The sequence below is a fragment of the Erythrobacter sp. NFXS35 genome, from assembly GCF_040148725.1.
Taxonomy (GTDB): Bacteria; Pseudomonadota; Alphaproteobacteria; order Sphingomonadales; family Sphingomonadaceae; genus Erythrobacter.
This window is the reverse complement of sequence record NZ_JAGDEB010000001.1, coordinates 817,341-837,268: the sequence shown is the minus strand read 5'-3', so window position 1 is coordinate 837,268 and position 19,928 is coordinate 817,341. Positions and strand designations below refer to the sequence as shown.

Annotated in this window: 24 protein-coding genes; 13 read left to right on the top strand and 11 right to left on the bottom strand. The window is 64.6% G+C overall.

Annotation, left to right across the window (positions count from 1 at the left end):
• Positions 1-14: 14 nt before the first annotated feature.
• Positions 15-386, bottom strand: coding sequence for a DUF1428 domain-containing protein (locus tag J3454_RS04145; protein ID WP_349512482.1), 372 nt, complete (start codon positions 384-386; stop codon positions 15-17).
• A 36-nt stretch (positions 387-422) separates the two neighbouring features.
• Positions 423-1,262 carry an oxygenase MpaB family protein gene (locus J3454_RS04140; RefSeq protein WP_349512481.1) on the bottom strand — a complete coding sequence of 280 codons (840 nt, stop codon included), beginning with the start codon at positions 1,260-1,262 and terminating at the stop codon, positions 423-425.
• Between the two features lie 117 nt (positions 1,263-1,379).
• Between J3454_RS04140 and cobS the strand changes: the two genes are divergently transcribed.
• The 3 genes from cobS to J3454_RS04125 are packed head-to-tail and all read left to right on the top strand — an operon-like array spanning position 1,380 to position 5,324.
• Positions 1,380-2,369, top strand: coding sequence for a cobaltochelatase subunit CobS (gene cobS / locus J3454_RS04135; RefSeq protein ID WP_349512480.1), 990 nt, complete (start codon positions 1,380-1,382; stop codon positions 2,367-2,369).
• 1 nt (position 2,370) lies between these two features.
• The gene (locus J3454_RS04130) at positions 2,371-3,093 is read left to right on the top strand and encodes an energy transducer TonB (RefSeq protein WP_349512479.1); all 723 of its coding nucleotides are present in this window, start codon (positions 2,371-2,373) and stop codon (positions 3,091-3,093) included.
• A gap of 44 nt (positions 3,094-3,137) precedes the next feature.
• Positions 3,138-5,324: a transglycosylase domain-containing protein gene (locus tag J3454_RS04125; protein WP_349512478.1), complete on the top strand. Its 2,187-nt coding sequence runs from the start codon at positions 3,138-3,140 to the stop codon at positions 5,322-5,324.
• Positions 5,325-5,330: 6 nt separating this feature from the next.
• On the opposite strand, the gene J3454_RS04120 is transcribed toward J3454_RS04125, so the two are convergent.
• From J3454_RS04120 to pyrE, 9 genes are all read right to left on the bottom strand, one after another.
• A complete protein-coding gene (locus tag J3454_RS04120) occupies positions 5,331-5,732 on the bottom strand; it encodes a PaaI family thioesterase (protein ID WP_349512477.1) in 402 nt (133 codons plus the stop codon).
• The gene (locus J3454_RS04115; protein WP_349512476.1) at positions 5,725-6,204 is read right to left on the bottom strand and encodes a PaaI family thioesterase; all 480 of its coding nucleotides are present in this window, start codon (positions 6,202-6,204) and stop codon (positions 5,725-5,727) included. The genes J3454_RS04120 and J3454_RS04115 overlap by 8 nt, the downstream gene beginning before the upstream one ends.
• Before the next feature lie 133 nt (positions 6,205-6,337).
• Entirely contained in the window at positions 6,338-6,841 is a 504-nt protein-coding gene (ruvX, locus tag J3454_RS04110) for a Holliday junction resolvase RuvX (protein WP_502878559.1), read from the bottom strand.
• Positions 6,820-7,971, bottom strand: a complete 1,152-nt coding sequence (locus J3454_RS04105) for a DUF3089 domain-containing protein (RefSeq protein WP_349512475.1) — start codon at positions 7,969-7,971, stop codon at positions 6,820-6,822. Before J3454_RS04105 ends, ruvX begins: the two co-directional genes overlap by 22 nt.
• 15 nt (positions 7,972-7,986) lie before the next feature.
• Positions 7,987-8,886 carry a signal peptidase I gene (gene lepB, locus J3454_RS04100; RefSeq protein WP_349512474.1) on the bottom strand — a complete coding sequence of 300 codons (900 nt, stop codon included), beginning with the start codon at positions 8,884-8,886 and terminating at the stop codon, positions 7,987-7,989.
• A 14-nt stretch (positions 8,887-8,900) separates the two neighbouring features.
• Positions 8,901-9,302 carry a holo-ACP synthase gene (acpS, locus tag J3454_RS04095; protein WP_349512473.1) on the bottom strand — a complete coding sequence of 134 codons (402 nt, stop codon included), beginning with the start codon at positions 9,300-9,302 and terminating at the stop codon, positions 8,901-8,903.
• Positions 9,299-9,583 (bottom strand): pyridoxal phosphate biosynthetic protein, encoded by a 285-nt coding sequence (locus J3454_RS04090; RefSeq protein WP_349512472.1) that lies wholly within the window; start codon positions 9,581-9,583, stop codon positions 9,299-9,301. Before J3454_RS04090 ends, acpS begins: the two co-directional genes overlap by 4 nt.
• Positions 9,583-10,338 carry a pyridoxine 5'-phosphate synthase gene (locus J3454_RS04085; RefSeq protein WP_349512471.1) on the bottom strand — a complete coding sequence of 252 codons (756 nt, stop codon included), beginning with the start codon at positions 10,336-10,338 and terminating at the stop codon, positions 9,583-9,585. The genes J3454_RS04090 and J3454_RS04085 overlap by 1 nt, the downstream gene beginning before the upstream one ends.
• Positions 10,335-10,916 carry an orotate phosphoribosyltransferase gene (gene pyrE, locus J3454_RS04080; protein ID WP_349512470.1) on the bottom strand — a complete coding sequence of 194 codons (582 nt, stop codon included), beginning with the start codon at positions 10,914-10,916 and terminating at the stop codon, positions 10,335-10,337. The genes J3454_RS04085 and pyrE overlap by 4 nt, the downstream gene beginning before the upstream one ends.
• 250 nt (positions 10,917-11,166) lie before the next feature.
• Between pyrE and coxB the strand changes: the two genes are divergently transcribed.
• The 10 genes from coxB (at position 11,167) to J3454_RS04030 (ending at position 19,925) form a co-directional block, all read left to right on the top strand.
• The gene (gene coxB / locus J3454_RS04075) at positions 11,167-12,237 is read left to right on the top strand and encodes a cytochrome c oxidase subunit II (RefSeq protein ID WP_349512469.1); all 1,071 of its coding nucleotides are present in this window, start codon (positions 11,167-11,169) and stop codon (positions 12,235-12,237) included.
• 27 nt (positions 12,238-12,264) lie between these two features.
• Complete coding sequence (gene ctaD, locus J3454_RS04070) at positions 12,265-13,971, top strand: cytochrome c oxidase subunit I (protein WP_349512468.1); 1,707 nt, start codon at positions 12,265-12,267, stop codon at positions 13,969-13,971.
• A gap of 122 nt (positions 13,972-14,093) precedes the next feature.
• A complete protein-coding gene (locus J3454_RS04065) occupies positions 14,094-15,029 on the top strand; it encodes a heme o synthase (protein ID WP_349512467.1) in 936 nt (311 codons plus the stop codon).
• Positions 15,026-15,154 (top strand): cytochrome c oxidase system small membrane protein, encoded by a 129-nt coding sequence (locus J3454_RS04060; RefSeq protein ID WP_349512466.1) that lies wholly within the window; start codon positions 15,026-15,028, stop codon positions 15,152-15,154. Before J3454_RS04065 ends, J3454_RS04060 begins: the two co-directional genes overlap by 4 nt.
• Positions 15,154-15,759: a cytochrome c oxidase assembly protein gene (locus J3454_RS04055; RefSeq protein WP_349512465.1), complete on the top strand. Its 606-nt coding sequence runs from the start codon at positions 15,154-15,156 to the stop codon at positions 15,757-15,759. The genes J3454_RS04060 and J3454_RS04055 overlap by 1 nt, the downstream gene beginning before the upstream one ends.
• A 33-nt stretch (positions 15,760-15,792) precedes the next feature.
• On the top strand, positions 15,793-16,662 hold the full coding sequence (locus J3454_RS04050; RefSeq protein ID WP_349512464.1) for a cytochrome c oxidase subunit 3: 870 nt from the start codon (positions 15,793-15,795) through the stop codon (positions 16,660-16,662).
• On the top strand, positions 16,662-17,048 hold the full coding sequence (locus J3454_RS04045) for a DUF983 domain-containing protein (protein WP_349512463.1): 387 nt from the start codon (positions 16,662-16,664) through the stop codon (positions 17,046-17,048). Before J3454_RS04050 ends, J3454_RS04045 begins: the two co-directional genes overlap by 1 nt.
• A complete protein-coding gene (locus tag J3454_RS04040; protein ID WP_349512462.1) occupies positions 17,045-17,605 on the top strand; it encodes an SURF1 family cytochrome oxidase biogenesis protein in 561 nt (186 codons plus the stop codon). The genes J3454_RS04045 and J3454_RS04040 overlap by 4 nt, the downstream gene beginning before the upstream one ends.
• 11 nt (positions 17,606-17,616) lie before the next feature.
• Complete coding sequence (thrC, locus tag J3454_RS04035; protein WP_349512461.1) at positions 17,617-19,035, top strand: threonine synthase; 1,419 nt, start codon at positions 17,617-17,619, stop codon at positions 19,033-19,035.
• The gene (locus J3454_RS04030) at positions 19,035-19,925 is read left to right on the top strand and encodes an RsmD family RNA methyltransferase (protein ID WP_349512460.1); all 891 of its coding nucleotides are present in this window, start codon (positions 19,035-19,037) and stop codon (positions 19,923-19,925) included. The genes thrC and J3454_RS04030 overlap by 1 nt, the downstream gene beginning before the upstream one ends.
• Positions 19,926-19,928 lie beyond the last annotated feature (3 nt).

The following is a 19,928-nucleotide window of genomic DNA, read 5'->3' as shown; positions in this document are numbered from 1 at the left end:
CAGTTCCTCTCCCCCTATTTCCCGAGCGTCACCACAGGTACGAACCCGCCGAAGATCATGCGCTTCCCATCGAACGGCATCGGATTGGTCTCCGGGTCCATGCGCGGGTCGGCGAAGTCGGGCGACATCATTTTCGCCATTCCCGCATCGCGCGTGGCCTTGTCGGGCCATTCGATCCAGCTGAACACGACGTCTTCATCATCGGTCGCCTGCACCGCCTTGCGGAAATCGGTGTGTTCGCCGGCGGGCACATCATCGGCCCAGCATTCGATCACGCGGATCGCGCCCATCTCCACGAAGATCGGATCGGCGTGGTTGGCGTGGTCGATGAATTTCTGGCGATTGGCCTTCGGCACGGCAATGACGAAACCGTCGATATAGCTCATGACCTGTCCTCCTCCCTTAACGCCTTATGGCGCTTTTCAAGTCTGCCGGAACGCCCAGCGCAAGGTGCGGCCCATGCCCCATGTTGCCGCGCGGGCGGGCAGGGCGGTGAGCATCGGGCGTTGCAGCCGCAGCATCGTGCGCGCCCAATCGGGCAGCATCGTGACAGCATCGGCGGTTATCATCGTCTGCACACCGCGCGGCGTCCCGTCGGGGCGCTGGTTCAGCACCAGCTGCGCGACCTCGCGCGCTTGCGCCGAAGTGGCAAGATCATGGCGCAACTCGCGGAAAATACGCTCGGCTTCAGCGCGGGTCTCCGGCACCGGATCGGCCCCGAGCGCACGTGCGATAACCGCGAACTGGCGATAATATTCGTCCTGTTCGTGCCCCGGCATATCGGGGCGGACATGGCGCAGGTATCCGGCCAGAAAGCTCTGCGCCTCGGTGACGTGAACCCAGGCGAGCGTGCGCGGATTGGTGGCGGTATAGGCGGATCCATCGGGCAGCGTCCCGCCGACCTTGGCATGGATGCGGTTCACGCGGTCGATCGCCTTCATCGCCTCATCACGGTGGCCGAAGGTCGTCACCGCGATGAACCGCGCCGTGCGCTGCAGTCGCCCGTGCATATCCTCGCGAAAATTGGAATGATCGAGCACGCCCTGCAACGCATGGGGGTGGAGCATCTGCAGCAGCAGCGCCCGCACGCCGCCGGTCATCATGCCGACAATATCGGCGTGCACCCGCCGGATCGGGGTATCGCGTTCGAACAGCGCCTCGTCCGATGGCGGGGTGGGTTGCTGACCCTTGGCCGCATCGTGAAACACGCCGCGCACCTGGCCAACCAGCTTGAGACGCAGCGATTCGACAGGGTCGGCCATGCAAGGCAATATAGGCGCGGATCGGCGCACAAGGAAACGAACTCGCCAAGATTGCCTGCCTTTTGCGACAAAGCACCGCTTGCAGGCTGGCCACAGGCGTTCTAACCGGACGGCACGATGACTGCACCTTCCAAGAACAATGTCGCCGGCGCCAACGCCATGCCCACCCAGCCCGACACGACGGTCGATGTCCGCGAGATCTTCGGCATCGATGTCGATTGGCAGGTGCCCGCCTTCTCGCAACCCGACGAACACGTACCGGAAACCGACGGCGCGTATGTGTTCGATCCGGACACCACGCTCGCGATCCTTGCGGGCTTTGCGCATAACCGCCGGGTGATGGTGCAGGGCTATCACGGCACCGGCAAATCGACCCATATCGAGCAGGTCGCCGCGCGGCTCAACTGGCCCAGCGTGCGGGTGAACCTCGACGCCCATATCAGCCGGATCGATCTGGTGGGGCGCGATGCGATCGTGCTGAAGGACGGCTTGCAAGTCACTGAATTCAAGGAAGGCATTCTGCCGTGGGCGCTGCAGCACCCGGTCGCGCTGACCTTTGACGAATATGACGCGGGCCGCCCGGACGTGATGTTCGTGATCCAGCGCATTCTGGAATTCGATGGCCGCCTGACCCTGCTCGATCAGAACCGCGTCATCACGCCGAACCCGTGGTTCCGGCTGTTCGCCACCACCAACACGGTGGGCCTCGGCGATACCAGCGGGCTGTATCACGGCACGCAGGCGATCAATCAGGCGCAGATGGACCGCTGGAACATTGTCGTCGCGCTCAATTACCTTGCAGCCGATGTCGAACAGCAGATCGTCAAGTCCAAAACCCCGGACACCGATGACAAGCTGATTGCCGACATGGTCAAGGTCGCCGAACTGACCCGGCAGGGCTTCATCAACGGCGATATCTCCACGGTGATGAGCCCGCGCACGGTCATCACCTGGGCGCAGAACAACGCAATCTTCAAATCGGTCGGTTTCGCCTTCCGCCTCAGCTTCCTCAACAAATGCGACGAGGCGGAGCGCACGCTGGTGGCGGAATATTACCAGCGCGTGTTCGGCGAAGACCTGCCCGAAGGCGCGGCGACAAAGCGCTAGGATGGTGCGGGGGGCGGCGATCCTGCTGGCGGTGGCGGCAAGCCCCCTCGCGGCGCAACAGGCGGGTCCCGCACCCAAGGCAAATGTGCTGGTGATACCCGCACCCAAAGAGCGGAGCCCCCACCGCTTCCCGAAGGTGGAGCCGGTCAAAACGGTCGATATCCCGCAATGGGCCAAGGATGCCGGCCACAATGGCCACGCCATATACACGGCGATCGTCGCGCCCGACGACACGCTGATCTCGCTCGAACTCAAGCGAAGCAGCGGGTCGGCGGCCATTGATGCGGCGGTCAAGGCGCGGGCCGAAACCCTGTGGTATCGCGCCGGCACCGATGCGGCGGGCAATCCGGTGGAGAGCGAAATCCCGGTGAGGATACGCTATGCCCGTTTTGACGAGGACAGCCCTGGTGGCGGGATCGACGCCTACAGCTGCCGCGATTTGGTACGCGAAGAAGACTGGTTCCATGCTGCCAATGCGGACCGCGAAGATCCGGTTTTGCTTGGAGACGTCTTCTTGCCCGAGCTTGTTTATCTCACGCTTGGATCAATGTTGCGGCTGGAGCGGGGCGAGCCAACCGACGATGCCACCGTCGACGCGGATATCGCCGCCCGCAAGATTATGTGGCAGTCGCTGCTCGAGCGTTGCCAAAAGACCCCCGAACGGTTGCTGCTGGACGAAGTTGACCATCCCGAAGCCTTCCGCCGCCAGATGCTGCGATACTGACGGCTTGCCCCGCAGTGTCATAGACTGATAACACAGTCTTCACGATGGCGCTGTTCGACCGATTCTGGAAAGGCTCACGCGGCGGTGCGGATGGTGCCGGGGGCGATACGCCTGCCGGATATTATCCGCTGTACGAATCGATGCGGCCCATCGATCCCGATGATGAGGACGATCTTCCCCGCCCACGCGTATCGGCCACGCCCGATTTCGACGCATGGGATGCCAAGCTGGCCGGTATCGACGAGGCGCTGGAGGGCGAGGAAAAACGCCGCCTGCGCTGGTGGCAGCGCGATTACTGGCGCAGCCGCAGCAAGTGGTGGTGGACGGGGCGCGGAATGCTCGCGGGCCTCGCGCTGTTCATCGCGCTGATCGGCTGGCTCGCCACCACCGCGCCGCTGTCGAAAAGCCTCGAACCGATTGCGCCGCCGCAGGTCACCCTGCTCGCCAGTGACGGTACGCCGATCGCCCGCAGCGGCGCGGTGGTCGAAGCGCCGGTCAAGGTCGCAGACTTGCCGCCGCACGTCACGCAGGCCTTTATCGCGATTGAGGACCGGCGGTTCCGTTCGCATTTCGGCGTCGATCCGCGCAGCATCGCACGCGCAATCTGGACGGGATATGGCGGCGGGTCGACCATCACCCAGCAGCTGGCCAAGTTTACCTTCCTGACGCCTGAACAAAGCCTCAGCCGCAAGGCGCGCGAGGCGTTGATCGCGTTCTGGCTGGAAGGTTGGCTGACCAAGGACGAGATCCTCGAACGCTATCTGTCGAACGCCTATTTTGGCGACAATCAGTACGGATTGCGCGCCGCCAGCCTGCACTATTTCTACCGCCATCCCGAAAAGCTGCGCCCCGAACAGGCGGCGATGCTGGCCGGGCTGTTGCAGGCACCGTCGCGCTACGCCCCGACAAAGCACTATGACCGGGCGAGGGCGCGGATGGATCTGGTGGTGGGCGCGATGGTGGAGGAAGGCTATCTCACCGCTGCCGAGGCCGCCGCGCTGCCCGATCCGCGGATCGACGTGCGCACGCGTGACGATAATCTGCCGACCGGCACCTATTTCGCCGACTGGGCGCTGCCGCTGGCGCGGGAGGGGATGGAGGCGAGCTATTCGCGCCAGGTGCTCACCACCACGCTCGATGCGCGGCTGCAATCGCTGGCCAACCGCGTGGTCGCGCGCGCACCGCTCGGCGGCGCGCAGGTCGCGCTGGTGGCGATGCGCCGCAATGGCGAAGTGGTGGCGATGGTCGGCGGGCGCGATTACAGCGAGTCCGCGTTCAACCGGGTGACACAGGCGCGCCGCCAGCCGGGTTCGACCTTCAAGACTGTCGTCTACCTCGCCGCGCTGGAGGCGGGATGGGAGCCGGACGACACCATCCCCAACACTGAAATCACGCAAGGCAGCTATCGCCCGAAAAATGGGCGCGGGCGCTATTCCGACCAGATCACGCTGGAAGAGGCTTTCGCGCAATCGAGCAATGTCGCCGCGCTCCGACTGTTTCAGGCGGTGGGCAGCGAAAAGGTGATCCGCACCGCACGATCGCTCGGCATCACCGCACCGATGGCGGAAGGCGATCCCAGCCTCGCGCTCGGCACGTCGGTGATGACGCTGATGGAACTGACCGCCGCCTATGCCGGGATCGCCGCGAACGAATACCCGGTCGAACCCCATGCCTTTGCGCGTGAGGAACAGGGCTGGTGGGAATGGCTGACGACGCGCAAGGACAGCGTTTCACGCGGGGACCACGAGGATATCGAGACGATGCTGCGCGCCGCGATCAACCGCGGGACAGGGCGCAACGCCGTGCTGCCGATCGCCAATTACGGCAAGACCGGCACCACGCAGGATTACCGCGACGCCTTGTTCGTGGGCTATGCGGGGGATCTGGTGGTGGGTGTGTGGATCGGCAATGATGATAACACCCCGATGAGCGGCGTCACCGGCGGCAGCACGCCTGCGCGCATCTGGCGCGACTTCATGCGGGCTGCGTTGAAGCTCGAAGCCGCGCCGCCGCCCCGGGCCAGCGAATCCCCCGATCCCGAAGGGCCGGTGCAGCCACTCGATATCGGCGAAGGGGAAGAAATTCCGCTGGGCGAAGACGGCACCACGCTGCGGATCGACGGCGGCGGGGTGACGCTATCGCAAGAAGGCGTGCCGATCGAAGTGCGGCTGGGCGAGGGCGGGGTGGTGATCCAGCCTGCAGCCTCGCCGACGCCGGGGTCACCGCCCTAGAACGCCCTAGACGATCAGGATATTCATAACCGCCGCCGCAATCGGTCGCGTGCGGTCATCCTGCCACGCTTCCACTGCGACATTGGCGTTGCGCCGCCCCAGCCGCGTGATCCGGCCAATCGCGAAGCTCGGCTCGCTCTTGCCCGCTGCAAGATATTGCACTGTGATGTTGATCGGCTTCAGCTGCGGATCGCGCCCCGCTGCCAGCAAGGCGGTGTGCAAGGCGGCATAGCCCGCCGCTTCCAACAGGCCCGCGGTCGCCCCGCCGTGGAAATGCGCCGGGCGGCCTTCGACCATCGGACCGAAACCGACCGTCAGCACCGGCATTCCGGCCTCCTCCCCGCAGACCGTAATCCCGAGCGATCGGGCATAGGCGGGCAGTTCCAGTGGTTCGCGCGCGTCAGGCATCATCGCGGCCCTTCAAGGCGGGGTTTCCCGCTCTCGGGTCGGCCCCGATCGTCATGAACACGCCCGCGACATGCGCCACCGGATCATCCGGGTCGCCATCATGCGCAATCCCGCGCACGAATGCGGCAGACCGCGTGCGGCGGTAGCATTCCACCCTCCCCCGCACGCTGGCCCGCTCGCGCGCCGGGCGCTGGTAATCGACCCTAAGATCGAGTGTCGCCACGGGATCGAATCCGCCACCTGCCCGCCAGATCGCCATGCCGCTGGCCATGTCCATCAGGCTGATGATCGGGCCGGATGCGAGCACCGGACGGCTGGAATTACCCAGCAGATCCTCACGCCAGGGCAGTTCCAGTTCGACCCAATTGTCGCCCTGATCTGCGAATTCGAGGCCAAGCCAGCCAGTGTGGCCATGCTGAAAGAACCATTTCGACGCTTCACGCGCATCGAACCGGGAGGGGGGCGTTTCCATGTCCGGCTGCATAGGAGCGCCGGAGGGGCGGTTACAATCATTTAATTTGGCGGACGATGCCCCCCATTTGCCTTGTTGGCAGCCCGATGGCGGCGGGGGCGGCGCGTCGGATGCGCGCTGCGCTGGCGAACGTTTAAAGCACCCCGCCCGCCAGCCGGTCGATCGCGCCTTGCAGGATCACCGCTGCGGCGTGGGCGTCGATCGCGGCGGCGCGTTTGGCGCGGCTCATATCCTGCCCGATCATCGCGGCTTCGGCGGCCTGCGTCGACCAGCGTTCGTCCCATAGCAGGATGGGGAGGGCGAAGGCTTCGGCGCAGTTGCGGGCATAGGCGCGGCTCGCCTGCGCGCGCGGGCCTTCGCTGCCGTCCATGTTGCGCGGCAGGCCGATCACGATCCCGCGCACGCTGCGCGCCTTGATCAGCGCGGCGAGCGTCTCGCGGTCGCGGCCCCACTTGCCGCGCTGGATGGTGACGTGGTTGGTGGCGAAGCGCCAGCCCGCATCGCAGGTCGCGGTGCCGATCGTTCTGGTGCCGAGATCGAGGCCGAGCAATGCTCCGCCCCCGTCGCCGCTGGCATCTCCCACGGCCTCGCCAAAGCCGCGCGCATCCTCGAAGATCAATTCGCTTGGGCCTGCCACGCCTCGACCCGCCGGATCACGTCGGCCTTGGTGTTCGCCCAGAACAGCGGCAGATCATAGACGTGGTAATTATTGCCGGGCAGCACGTATGATCCCATTTCGGGCGGCGGGCCGATCAGCAGCAAACCGCGTTCGTCGCAGCGCGCCGGGACGAGGCCGGGGCGCAAATCGCCCTTTTCCATGCTATCTTCGGGCACCAGCGTGCCGAGATTGGCGCTGGCAGGCGCGGTGCCGCCATAGCTGCCGGTAAGCGGATTGGTGCACAGCATCGGGGTTTTGCCGGGCGCGGTCCCATCCAGCGCCGGGGTGCTGCCATAGGCGGTCAGCACCATCACCGGATCGGCGGGTTCGGCAAAGCTCGACCAGCTGATGACGCAGCCCGCCTGTCCGGGCGCAGCGCAGGCGGGAAAGCCCATGGCCGGCAGATCGTGCTGAAGGCTCACCGGCCAGCCGACGATATAGGCCGCCACCAGCCGCTCGGCGACCGGTTCGCCGCGCACCTCCTCGGCCAGCAGGCGCTTGAGGTGCAGCGCGCCTTGCGAATGGCCCGCCAGCACGATCGGCGTGCCGGGCTCGATGCTGGAGAGGAAATAGCGGAAGGCTTCGCGCACATCGCCATAGGCGGCATCGATTGCCATGCGGCCTTCTTCGGCATCGGTCAGGAACGCGCCCATCGTCGCCTGCCGGTATCGCGGGGCCCAGATTTCGCTTGCGGCGTTAAAGGGGCTGGCCATGCCGCGCAGGTAGATGCGGGCGATCCGCTCGGCCTCGGGATCGCCGCCATTGTCGAGCGGGGCGTTCCAGTTGGCGCGGTTGAGATAGCTGGTCGGATGGACGAAGAACACCGCGAACGGCTCTGCCGGCGGCTCTGCCGGGGTGGGCAGCAGTCCGCGATCATTGGCATAGGCCGGCTGCCAGCGCGCCGGATCGTTCACCCCGATACCGGGACGCGAATACCACAGCGCCGGGTCCTGATAGACGCTTTCCTCGAACGGCTCCTGTTCGACGAATTCGGTGGTCGGCACCATCGCCATCCGGGTCAGTTCGGCCGAGAACAGGCTCAGCGCGATTGCGCCGGCAATCACCAGAACGATGCAGAATGCGATGACATACAGGAACTTGCGGGCCATGGCTCAGAGCCTTCGTTACTCGCCCGTAGGCTGCGTGGCATAGCCTTCGGCCAGCGGCGGGCGCAAAGTCGTCCATGCCCGGTCGCCGCGCAGGCTGGTGAACCAGCTCGCCGGGTTCCAGGTGGTCGTCCCGTCGAGACTGAAGGTGATGAACTCCGCCCGTCCGCCGATATTGGCCAGCGGCACCCCGTCGCCAAGACCGCTTTCGATTGCGGCGGCGCGGCTGTCGGCGCTTTCGTCGCGGTTGTCGCCCATTACGAATACATGGTCTTCAGGCACGGTGTAGGGGCCGTAATTGTCGAGCCGCTGGTCGCGGTAATCGATGGTGAGGTAGGTCGCACCGTTGGGCAGGGTTTCGCGCCATGTCGGCGGCTCGAAGAATTCGCTGCCGTCCGCGTCCGTGACCCGATACTGCTCGAACGCGTCGAGGCAGGGCATGTTGCGGCAGAACAGTCCCGGTTCGAACGGCAGACGCACGGGCGGCACCACCTCGCGCTTGATGGGGGTTCCGTTGAGGATAATCTGGCCGCCGCGCACTTCGATGGTGTCGCCGGGCAGGGCGACCACCCGCTTGATGTAATCCTCGTTGCGGATCGGGTGCACCGGGATCACGACATCGCCATATTCCGGCGTGGAGGGCAGAATGCGCCAGTCGCTGCGCGGCAGCAGGTGGAAGCTCGCCGAAGCCCATGACCAGCCATAGGGATACTTGCTCACCACCAGCCGATCGCCGACCCACAGGCTCGGCATCATCGATGTTGAGGGGATGTAGAACGGCTTGGCGACAAGGCTGTGGAACGCCAGCACCGCCAGCAGCATCAGCGCCAGCCCGCGGATTTCCGCGAACCAATCGACCTTCTGGGGTGCTTCGGGGGCGCTGTTTTCTGTCACTTGCGAAGTTTCGGTGGTTGCCATGTCGGGGGAGCCAGTCAGAGGGGGATGGCTTCGATGATCACGAAGGCCTGCGCCCATGGATGATCGTCGGTGAGGGTGAGATGAATGCGGGCCTCATGGCCTGCCGGGATCATTTCTTCAAGCCGCAAAGCCGCGCCGCCCGTCAGCGCCAGCGTCGGCGCGCCTGACGGGGCATTGACCACGCCGATATCCTTCATGAACACGCCGCGCCTGAATCCGGTGCCGACCGCCTTGGAAAACGCCTCCTTGGCGGCGAAGCGTTTGGCGTAGGTGCCGGCAGTGGTGAAGGGGCGGCGGCGAGCCTTGGCGATTTCGGTGGCGGTGAAGACGCGGTTCTCGAACCGCTCACCGAAGCGGGCGAGCGAGTTTTCGATCCGCTCGATATTGCAGAGGTCGGAGCCTAGGCCGATGATCACTTGAACACCCTTATCATCACAGCCGCCAGCAGCCCCAGCGCGACCACATGGAGCATCACCTGCGCCTTGAACAACGGGTGTGCGAAATCGCCCTTGGCCACCTTCAGCGCGCCGACGAAGCCGAAGACCTGCAAGGCGACCCATCCGACGGCGAATACGATCATCACCTGCGCGCTGAGAGCGAAGCCGAGAAAGCCGATGGCGATCAGGAACAGCGCGGCGGCAGCAGCAGCCCACAGCTTTTGCGCACGCGCCAGCGGAGGGAGATCGCCGCCCGCCACTACCGCACCTCATCCATCAGTTCGCGCATCCGGCGGATCGCGTTTTCGAGCCCCACGAACACCGCCTCGCCGATCAGATAATGGCCGATATTGAGTTCGGCGATTTGGGGAATGGCGGCAATCGGCTGGACGTTCTCGAAGGTCAGGCCGTGGCCCGCGTGCGGCTCGATCCCGTTCTTGGCGGCGAGCGCAGCCATGTCGGCAATGCGGCGCACTTCGCGTTCCACCTTGTCGCGGTCGCCGTCGAGGAAGGCGTGCGCATATTCGCCGGTGTGAAACTCCACCACCGGCGCGCCGAGCCGCAGGGCGGCGTCCAATTGGCGTTCGTTCGCTTCGATGAACAGCGATACGCGGATGCCTGCGCCGCGCAATTCCTCGACGATGGGTGCGAGCGTGTTGTCGAGCCCGGCGGCGTCCAGCCCGCCCTCGGTGGTGCGCTCCTCGCGCTTTTCGGGGACGATGCAGGCCGCGTGGGGTTTGTGACGCAGGGCGATGGCGAGCATTTCGCGGGTCGCGGCCATCTCGAGGTTCAATGGCAGGTTGGTCGCCTGCTGGATGCGCGCCAGATCCTCGTCGCGAATATGGCGGCGATCTTCGCGCAGGTGCGCAGTGATGCCGTCGCCGCCGACGCTCGCCACGATTTCCGCCGCGCGTACCGGATCGGGATGATCCCCGCCGCGCGCGTTACGGATCGTCGCGACGTGATCGATATTGACGCCGAGGCGCAAGGGGCGAGGGTGGAGGGTCTGGTTCATTCTTTCCGGCTTCCGGGTTTGGTCACTTCGATACGTGCCAACGCCTCGGGAAGGGAATCGGGTGCATAGGTCGGAAAATCAATGGCGAGCAGCGGATAGAATGGCACGCCCAGATCGACGGAGCCGCAGGAACGGTCGATAATAGCGCATTCGGCGATCACCTCTGCGCCTTCGCGCGCCACGGCGGCGATGGCTTCGCGGCTGGACAGGCCGGTGGTGACGACATCCTCCACCATCAGCACCTTCGCCCCCGGCGCGATCGCAAAGCCGCGGCGCAGGTGGAAGCTGCCTTCGGGCCGTTCGAGGAACATCGCGTCGCGCCCCATTGCGCGCCCAACCTCGTGTCCGATGATGATGCCGCCCATTGCGGGGGATACCACCACGTCGATTTGTTCGCGCACATCCGCAGGGATGCCCGCCACCACCGCCTCGGCCAGCCGCGCGGCCCGCGCAGGGTTCATCAACACCCGCGCGCATTGCAGGTAATGCCCGCTATGCCGGCCTGAAGACAATTTGAAATGGCCTTCGAGCAAGGCTCCGGAGGCGCGGAATTCCGCCAGCACTTCATCTTCGGTCACGGCCGAACTCCATGAAAAAACCTAAAGGAAACCTCCCACTTGCGCGGCGAACATGGAGGCTTGCATAAATTTCTCCCTAGAAGCGCTTGAGGCACTCGGCAAGCGCGGCTAAGGGCGACGGTGAAGCTGGCACCGAAGCCTGCGGAACGCTGTTTATCGACATCTCGCAACGGGATACGCCGATCTGCAGTATGGGATCAAAACCTAGATAACACTTGGGCACACGAAGATGGGTCAGATGCACAGCCGTATGAAGTTGGCTACCCTTGCGGCGCTGGCAGCGCTCGCGGCGCTGTTCGCGCCGATCAGCGCGATTGCGCAGGATGGTGCGGCGCCTGCCGTCACCGCTGCACAGGCCGGCCAGGTCGATGGCGCGCAGACCGCGCCCGGTGCAGAGGCCTTGCCGGGCGATCTCACCCCGGCCGAGGCCGACGTATCGAATGCGGTTGGTGGCTATGAGCCGATGGCCCCGATCAAGGACAAGGGCATGCCGACCGATCCGCGCACCGGAGAGCCGGGCGCGATGATGAAGTCGCTGACCTTTCAGGACCAGTATTCGGTCGATGGCGAATACGCCCTGTGGATGCACGACGTTATTCTGCTGCCGGTGATTACGTTCATTTCGCTGCTGGTGCTCGGCCTGCTGCTCTACGTGGTGGTGCGTTTCAACCGCGGGACCAACCCGGTTGCCTCGAAGACCACGCACAACACCATGATCGAAGTGGTCTGGACGATCGTTCCGGTGATTATTCTGGTCATCATCGCGGTGCCTTCCATCACGCTGCTGGCCCGCCAGTACGAAGTGCCCCCCGCCGATGCCGTCACGATCAAGGCAACCGGCTATCAGTGGTACTGGGGCTATACCTACCCGGATCACGGCGAGATCGAGATCGTCTCGAATATGCTGTCGGACGCCGATGCGATCGCCAGTGGTGAGCCCGCGCAGCTTGCCGTCGACAATCGGATGGTCGTGCCCGCCGGTGTGCCGCTGCGCATCCAGACGACGGGTGCGGACGTGATCCACGCCTTCGGGGTGCCGTCGCTGTGGTTCAAGATGGACGCGGTGCCGGGGCGGCTGAACGAAAAGATCCTGACGATCAAGGAGCCTGGCGTGTATTACGGCCAGTGTTTCGAGCTGTGCGGTTCGCGCCACGCCTATATGCCGATTGTGGTCGAGGCCCTGCCGCCCGAGGAATTTGCAGGGTGGGTGCGGTCGCAGGGCGGCACGATGCCGGGCGAAGCGGATGCCGTGATCGAGGCGCCCGCCGCCGAAGAGGCTCCCGCCGAACAGGTTGCCGCGCTGACCGCGCTGAAAAATTGAACGAATAACATCAGAGAGTATCTGAAAATGGCTACCACCGCAGAAGGCTTCGACATCCACGGCGATGATCATGCGCATGATCACGCGGATCACAAGCCGGGCTTTTTCGCCCGCTGGTTCATGTCGACCAACCACAAGGACATCGGCACGATGTACCTGATCTTCGCGATCATCGCGGGGATCATCGGTGGTGCGATTTCGGGGATCATGCGGGTCGAGCTGGCCGAACCGGGGATTCAGTACCTGACCTGGTGGGCCGAATTCATGGGCGGCGGCAGCGATCTCAATACCGCGCTGCACATGTGGAACGTGTTCATCACCGCGCACGGCCTCATCATGGTGTTCTTCATGGTGATGCCGGCGATGATCGGCGGCTTCGGCAACTGGTTCGTCCCGCTCATGATCGGCGCGCCGGACATGGCGTTTCCGCGGATGAACAACGTGTCGTTCTGGCTGACGGTGGCGGGCTTCTTCAGCCTGCTGTTCTCGCTGTTCGTTCCCGGCGGCTCCGGCCCGGGCGCAGGCACCGGCTGGACCGTCTATGCTCCGCTGTCGACCAGCGGTTCGGTCGGCCCGGCGGTCGATTTCGCGATCTTCTCATTGCACCTCGCGGGCGCTGGTTCGATCCTCGGGGCGACCAACTTCATCACCACCATCTTCAACATGCGTGCGCCGGGCATGACCTTGCACAAGATGCCGCTGTTCGTGTGGTCGGTGTTGGTCACCGCCTTCCTGCTGCTGCTGGCGCTGCCGGTTCTCGCCGCTGCCATCACCATGCTGCTGACCGATCGTAACTTCGGCACGACCTTCTTCGATCCGGCCGGCGGCGGCGATCCGGTGCTTTACCAGCACCTGTTCTGGTTCTTCGGCCACCCGGAAGTGTACATCATGATCCTGCCGGGCTTCGGCATGATCAGCCAGATCGTCGCGACCTTCAGCCGCAAGCCGGTGTTCGGCTACCTCGGCATGGCCTACGCGATGGTTGCCATCGGCGTGGTCGGCTTCATCGTCTGGGCGCACCACATGTACACCGTGGGCCTCGACGTGAACACGAAGATGTATTTCACCGCGGCGACGATGGTGATCGCGGTTCCCACCGGCGTGAAGATCTTCAGCTGGATCGCCACGATGTGGGGCGGCAGTGTCGAGTTCAAATCGCCGATGGTGTGGGCGCTCGGCTTCATCTTCCTGTTCACCGTCGGCGGCGTGACCGGCGTGGTGCTCGCCAATGGCGGGATCGACGTGAACCTGCACGACACCTATTATGTGGTGGCGCATTTCCACTACGTGCTGTCGATGGGCGCGGTGTTCTCGTTGTTCGCGGGCTTCTACTACTGGTTCCCGAAGATGAGCGGCCGGATGCATTCCGAATTGCTCAGCCACCTGCACTTCTGGACGTTCTTCATCGGTGTGAACGTGATCTTCTTCCCGCAGCATTTCCTCGGAATGCAGGGGATGCCGCGTCGCTATCCCGATTATCCGGACGCCTTCACCTTCTGGCACGAGATCAGCACCTACGGTTATTACATCATGGCCGGTTCGATGATCTTCTTCTTCGTTAACATCGGCTATGCGCTGGTGGCTGGACGCAAGGCCGGGGCCAATCCGTGGGGCGAAGGCGCGACCACGCTGGAATGGACGCTGCCCAGCCCGCCGCCGTACCACCAGTTCGAAACGCTGCCGGTGATTACCGACGCGCATGATTACCACGATCACCGTCCGGCCACCGCATAAGGGCGGGCGCGTGATCGCCTGAGGCGGCGGGAGCCAGGGGGCTTCCCAAGCCGACGGCAAAGCACAAGGGGGAGGGCGCGGCGGCAATGCCGCGCTCTTCGCCAATGAGAAATACTGGACCTATGGAAACAGCCGCCCCTCAGATCAGCCCGACGAGCGCCGCTCTCCCGGCGGAATGGCGTGATTTCTTCACGCTGACCAAGCCGCGGGTGATGACGCTGGTGATCTTCACCGCGATCTGCGGTGTGCTGGCCGCGCCGGGCAGCATCCATCCGGTGCTGGGCTTCACCGCGATCCTCGCCATTTCGATGGGCGCGGGCGGATCGGCGGCGCTCAACCACTGGTGGGAAGCCGATCTCGACAAGGGCATGAAGCGCACCATGAACCGGCCGATACCGGGCGGACGGATGCGGCGCGAAGACGCGCGTGATTTCGGCGTGTTCCTGTCAGCCGTGTCGGTGTGCCTGATGGGCGTGGCAATCGGCTGGCTGGCGGCAGGACTGCTGCTGGGCGCGATCATCTATTACGCCGTTATCTACACCATGTGGCTGAAGCCGCGCACCCCCCAGAACATTGTTATCGGCGGCGGCGCTGGCGCGTTTCCCCCGCTGATCGGCTGGGTCGCGGTGACGGGCGAGATCACCGCCATGCCGGTGCTGCTGTTCGCGATCATCTTCTTCTGGACCCCGCCGCACTTCTGGGCGTTGGCGCTGTTCGTGCAGTCCGATTACGCCAAGGTCGGCATTCCAATGATGCCGGTGGTCGCGGGCGAGAAGCCGACGCGCCGCCAGATCTGGTGGTACACTGTGGCGTTGACCCCGATCGCGATTGCCCCCTGGGCGATTGGTGGGACGAGCTGGATTTACGGCATGACCGCGGTGACGCTGTCCGCGCTGTTCCTGCTGCTGGCGTGGCCGGTGGGCGTGCGGATGCGCGCTGCCGAGGACAAGATGCTGCCCGAAAAGAAGCTGTTCAAGTTCTCGATCGCCTATCTCTTCGCGCTGTTCGCCGCGCTGGTGGCGGACCGGGTGGCGTTCTATCAAGGGTGGATCGCATGACCCCTGAAGAACAAAAGGAATTCGAACGTCGGCGCAAAAGCCGCAACCTTGTGGTTGCAGGCACGCTGCTATTCTTCGTGATCCTGTTCTACGCCATCACCATCGTGCGGATCGGGGACGGCTGATGGCAACCACTCCGCCCATCCGGCACGATAGGGACACCGCGCGCCGCAATCTTCGCGTCGGTCTGCTTGCGTTCATGGGCGCGGTGGGGATGCTGGGACTGGGCTATGCTGCGGTCCCGCTTTACGAGATGTTCTGCCGTGTCACAGGCTTCGGCGGCACCACGCAGGTCGCGAGCGAGGCCGATGCGGCGCAGGCTGCCACCATGGTCACCGGACAGACGATTTCAGTGCGGTTCGATGGTTCGACCGCAAGCCATATGCCGTGGACCTTCCGCCCCAGCCAGGCGACCGACACCGTCACTATCGGCCAGCGCGACATCGCGACTTACATCGCCCGCAACGAAAGCTCCAAGCCGATTACCGGCACGGCGACCTTCAATGTGACGCCGGAACAGGCGGGCAAGCATTTCAACAAGATCCAGTGTTTCTGCTTCACCGAACAGACGCTCGCGCCGGGGCAGGAAGTGACCATGCCGGTGCTGTATTACGTCGATCCCGCCATGCTGGAGGATCCGGATATGCAGGGCGTCGAACAGATCACGTTGAGCTACACTTTCCACCGCACGTCGGGGCCGGATACGGCCGCCCCGGCGCGCACCAACTGATACCGCAAGCAACCCAGGGACGGGACGACGACAATGGCTGGCACGGCAAACCACGATTACCACATCCTTGAACCCGATATCTGGCCGCTGGTCGGCTCGATTTCGGCGCTGACCTTCACCAGCGGCATGGTACTGAGCTTTCACCCCGATCTGTTCGGGAGCGCCGCCAGCATCGTGATGTGGGCGGGCCTTGCCGGCCTGATCGCGACCTTCTTCATGTGGTTCCGCAACATCGTGATCGAAGCCGAGCGCGGCGATCACACGCCGGTGGTGCAGCTCCACATGCGTTACGGCATGATCCTGTTCATTGCGTCCGAAGTGATGTTCTTCGTCGGCTGGTTCTGGAGTTTCTTCGACTTCGCGCTGTTCCCGACGGCGCTGAATTATGACGCGGAAACCGGGCTGACCAGCAGCCTGTTCGGCGTTGTGGGCTCGACGGCGGCGTTCATCCCCGAAGGGATGGAAGTTCTGGATCCGCTGTCGCTGCCGCTGCTCAACACCATCATCCTGCTGTGTTCGGGCACGACCGTGACCTGGGCGCACCACTCGCTGGTTCATGGCGACCGCACCGGTCTGAAGCAGGGCCTGTGGGCGACCATCGCGCTGGGCGTGCTGTTCAGCGCCATTCAGGCGTACGAATATGCCGCCGCGCCGTTCGGCTTTGGTGGCAACACCTATTCGAGCGCGTTCTACATGGCGACCGGCTTCCACGGCTTCCACGTGCTGGTGGGCACGATCTTCCTCGCCGTGTGCCTGTACCGCGCTTATCTCGGCCACTTCACCCCGCGCCAGCATTTCGGCTTCGAAGCGGCGGCATGGTATTGGCACTTCGTCGACGTGGTGTGGTTGTTCCTGTTCGTCACCATCTACGTGTGGGGCGGTTGGGGCGCCGAATTCCATTGATGAGTGCGGACCCCACCGGTCCGAATGAACCAGCCAAGGGCAAGGACGGGCAGCCGGGATTAGTTTCGGCTGCCCTTTCCGGTTTGTGCCCCCGCTGCGGCGCGAAGACTCTGTTTGCCGCGCCTGCGCTGCTGGCGGATGAGTGCGCCGCGTGCGGGCTTGATTTTCTGGCGCTGGAGCGCGGCGGGCGGTTTGTCGGCGTGGTGACGATGTTGTTCGCACTGGTGCTGATCCTCGCCGCGCTTGGTATCGACGCGTGGCTACGCCCGCCCTTGTGGCTGCAACTGTCGTTCTGGGCACCGGTGACGGTGGGCGCCGTGGTCTTCGCGCTCAGGTTCTACAAGGCCATGTGGGTTTATCACAGCTACGAAGAGAGCCAGCCATGAGTGGCCGCGTGCCGATCATCGCCACCATCATTGTGCTGGCGGCAGTCGCGACGATGATCGCGCTGGGTTTCTGGCAGCTGGGGCGGATGGGCGAGAAGGCTGACTTGCTCGCACGGTACGAAGCTGCCGCAAGTTCCAGCGACGAGGTCGCCTTCCCTGTGACTGGCGACACCGGTGAGGCGTGGTTTCGCCCGAGCCGGGTTGCCTGTGAAAGAGTTGTCAGTATCGAGCCGGTCTCAGGCACTTCGTCAAAGGGCCAAAAAGGCTGGGTCCAGCGCGCTACCTGTGCTGTCGGCGGCGATAGGACTGTCCCTGTCGATCTGGGATATAGTCGCGACATTGCGCAGCCGGAATTTGGCGGCGGCATCATCACGGGCGTGATTGCGCCGGGGCCGCGCCTTGTGGCCGATCCGCCGGTCGCAGGGCTTCAGCCGATGGCCAAGCCCGATCCCGGCGACCTGCCCAACAACCACCTTGCCTATGCCGGACAGTGGTTCTTCTTCGCGCTGACCGCGCTGGTCATCTACGTGCTGGCAATCCGCCGACGCCGACGCTAGGCGCTTCGCCCATGCAATATGTCTCGACACGAGGGCGCGCACCGGCGCTCGATTTCGAAGGGGTGACGCTCGCAGGGCTGGCCAATGACGGGGGGCTGTATGTGCCTGCCGAATGGCCGCAGTTCAGCGAGGCCGATATCCGCGACATGCGCGGGCTGGACTATCCCGATCTCGCCGCGCGTATCATTGCGCCCTTCGTGGCGGGCAGTCTGACCGAGGATGAACTCACCACCATTTGCCACGCGGTTTATGGCGATTTCGGTCATGCTGCCGTCGCCCCGCTGGTGCAGATGGATCAGCAGCACTGGCTGCTCGAACTGTTCCATGGCCCGACGCTGGCGTTCAAGGATGTGGCGCTGCAATTGCTCGGCCACCTGTTCGAACTGTTTCTCGAACGGCGCGATGCACGGCTCACCATTGTCGGGGCGACCTCCGGCGATACCGGATCGGCCGCGATTCATGCGGTGGCGGGCGGCACCCGCGCGGAAATCTTCATGCTCCACCCCAAGGGCCGGGTGAGCGAGGTCCAGCGCCGCCAGATGACCACAGTGCGCGCGCCCAACGTCCACAACCTCGCGATCGACGGCAGCTTCGATGATGCGCAGGCGCATGTGAAGCGGATGTTCAACGATGCCGACGTGACGACGACGCTCAACCTCGGCGCGGTCAATTCGATCAACTGGGCGCGGCTGATGGCGCAGGTGGTGTATTATTTCGCATCCGCGCTGCAACTGGGCGCGCCGGATCGCAAGGTCGCCTACTCCGTACCGACCGGCAATTTCGGCGATGTCTTCGCAGGCTATGTCGCGGCGCGCATGGGGCTGCCGATCGAACGCCTGATCGTGGCGACCAACATCAACGACATTCTGCACCGCGCATTGAGCGCAGGGGATTACTCCGCTGGCGGCGTCACAGCGACGCTCACCCCGTCGATGGATATTCAGGTCTCCTCAAACTTCGAACGCCTGCTGTTCGATGGTTGCGGGCGCGATGGAGCGGCGATGGCGGCGCAGATGCACGCGTTCGAGGCGAGCAAGGTGATGCAGCTCACCAATGCCCAACGCGAAGCAGCGTCGACATTGTTCACCAGCGCGCGCGCCGATCAGACCGAGACTGCGCGGGCGATGCAGTGGGCGTTCCGGCAAGCGGGGCAGGTGATCGATCCGCACACCGGCGTCGGCCTGCACGCGGCGCAGGCGGTGGCGGCGGCGGGCGGGGTTGCGCCAGATGTGCCCTTGGTCACGCTCGCCACAGCGCATCCGGCCAAGTTCAACGACGCGGTCGAACGCGCTATCGGAATGCGTCCTTCGTTGCCCGCACGCGTCGGCGATCTGTTCGGGCGCGAGGAGAGCTTCACCGAACTGGCCGGCGATTACGCCGCCAGCCGCGATTACGTGCTGAGCCACGCGGCTGCCTCTGGCGCGTCGTAATGGCGGCGCTGATCCAGCAACCGCTGGTGATGGAGTGCGCCGCGTGGGATTCGTACCGCCTGCTCGACAGCGGGGCAGGGCGCAAGTGGGAGGCATTCGGCCCCCACGCCTTCATTCGCCCCGAACCGCAGGCCCTGTGGCAACCGCGCAATGAGGATTGGCCCGCTGCGGGCGAGTTCATCCCCGGATCGGACGAGGATGGCGGCGGGCGCTGGCAGTTTGCCCAAAACGTGCCCGAAGAGGGCTGGCCGCTGGCGTGGGACGATGTCCGCTTCACCGCTAGGCCCACGCCGTTTCGCCACCTGCAATTCTTCCCCGACATGGCCCCGGTGTGGGAGTGGATGCGCGGGCAGCTTGATGGAATGATCGAGGCTGAGACCCTCAACCTGTTCGGCTACACCGGTCTTGGCTCCCTTGCACTGTCCCGCCACGGCAAGGTCGCGCATGTCGATGCGTCCAAGAAGTCCGTTGCGCAGGCGCGGGAGAACGCCGCGCTTTCGGGCATGGAGGATCGCCCGATCCGCTGGCTGGTAGACGACGCGGCGAAATTCACTGCGCGCGAAGTGCGGCGCGGGCGGCGCTATGACGGAATCATCCTCGATCCGCCCAAGTTCGGCCGCGGGCCGGACGGTGAGGTGTGGCGGTTGGAGGAACATCTCCCCGGCCTCGTCGGCGATTGCGCGAAGCTGCTCGACGCGGACAGCCGTTTCCTGTTCCTCACCGTCTACGCAGTGCGCATGAGCAGCCTGGCGATTGCCGGGCTGCTGCAAGAGGCGCTGGGACATCTGCCGGGCCGGATCGAACACGGCGACCTGGCCGTGCGCGAGGACGGGGAGGGCGGCAGGCTGTTGCCCACCGCAATCTTCGCGCGCTGGTCCAATCCGCGCTAAGGG

Bases quoted from the DNA above. Each gene is read 5' to 3' on its own strand.
- J3454_RS04130 (WP_349512479.1), top strand. From the start codon at position 2,371: ATGGTGCGGGGGGCGGCGATCCTGCTGGCGGTGGCGGCAAGCCCCCTC.
- J3454_RS04125 (WP_349512478.1), top strand. From the start codon at position 3,138: ATGGCGCTGTTCGACCGATTCTGGAAAGGCTCACGCGGCGGTGCGGAT.
- ctaD (WP_349512468.1), top strand. From the start codon at position 12,265: ATGGCTACCACCGCAGAAGGCTTCGACATCCACGGCGATGATCATGCG.
- J3454_RS04050 (WP_349512464.1), top strand. From the start codon at position 15,793: ATGGCTGGCACGGCAAACCACGATTACCACATCCTTGAACCCGATATC.
- coxB (WP_349512469.1), top strand. From the start codon at position 11,167: ATGAAGTTGGCTACCCTTGCGGCGCTGGCAGCGCTCGCGGCGCTGTTC.
- J3454_RS04145 (WP_349512482.1), bottom strand. From the start codon at position 386: ATGAGCTATATCGACGGTTTCGTCATTGCCGTGCCGAAGGCCAATCGC.
- J3454_RS04060 (WP_349512466.1), top strand. From the start codon at position 15,026: ATGACCCCTGAAGAACAAAAGGAATTCGAACGTCGGCGCAAAAGCCGC.
- J3454_RS04055 (WP_349512465.1), top strand. From the start codon at position 15,154: ATGGCAACCACTCCGCCCATCCGGCACGATAGGGACACCGCGCGCCGC.
- J3454_RS04045 (WP_349512463.1), top strand. From the start codon at position 16,662: ATGAGTGCGGACCCCACCGGTCCGAATGAACCAGCCAAGGGCAAGGAC.
- J3454_RS04030 (WP_349512460.1), top strand. From the start codon at position 19,035: ATGGCGGCGCTGATCCAGCAACCGCTGGTGATGGAGTGCGCCGCGTGG.
- J3454_RS04105 (WP_349512475.1), bottom strand. From the start codon at position 7,971: ATGGCCCGCAAGTTCCTGTATGTCATCGCATTCTGCATCGTTCTGGTG.
- lepB (WP_349512474.1), bottom strand. From the start codon at position 8,886: ATGGCAACCACCGAAACTTCGCAAGTGACAGAAAACAGCGCCCCCGAA.
- J3454_RS04040 (WP_349512462.1), top strand. From the start codon at position 17,045: ATGAGTGGCCGCGTGCCGATCATCGCCACCATCATTGTGCTGGCGGCA.
- J3454_RS04140 (WP_349512481.1), bottom strand. From the start codon at position 1,262: ATGGCCGACCCTGTCGAATCGCTGCGTCTCAAGCTGGTTGGCCAGGTG.
- thrC (WP_349512461.1), top strand. From the start codon at position 17,617: ATGCAATATGTCTCGACACGAGGGCGCGCACCGGCGCTCGATTTCGAA.
- J3454_RS04085 (WP_349512471.1), bottom strand. From the start codon at position 10,338: ATGAACCAGACCCTCCACCCTCGCCCCTTGCGCCTCGGCGTCAATATC.
- cobS (WP_349512480.1), top strand. From the start codon at position 1,380: ATGACTGCACCTTCCAAGAACAATGTCGCCGGCGCCAACGCCATGCCC.
- J3454_RS04065 (WP_349512467.1), top strand. From the start codon at position 14,094: ATGGAAACAGCCGCCCCTCAGATCAGCCCGACGAGCGCCGCTCTCCCG.
- J3454_RS04115 (WP_349512476.1), bottom strand. From the start codon at position 6,204: ATGGAAACGCCCCCCTCCCGGTTCGATGCGCGTGAAGCGTCGAAATGG.
- J3454_RS04120 (WP_349512477.1), bottom strand. From the start codon at position 5,732: ATGCCTGACGCGCGCGAACCACTGGAACTGCCCGCCTATGCCCGATCG.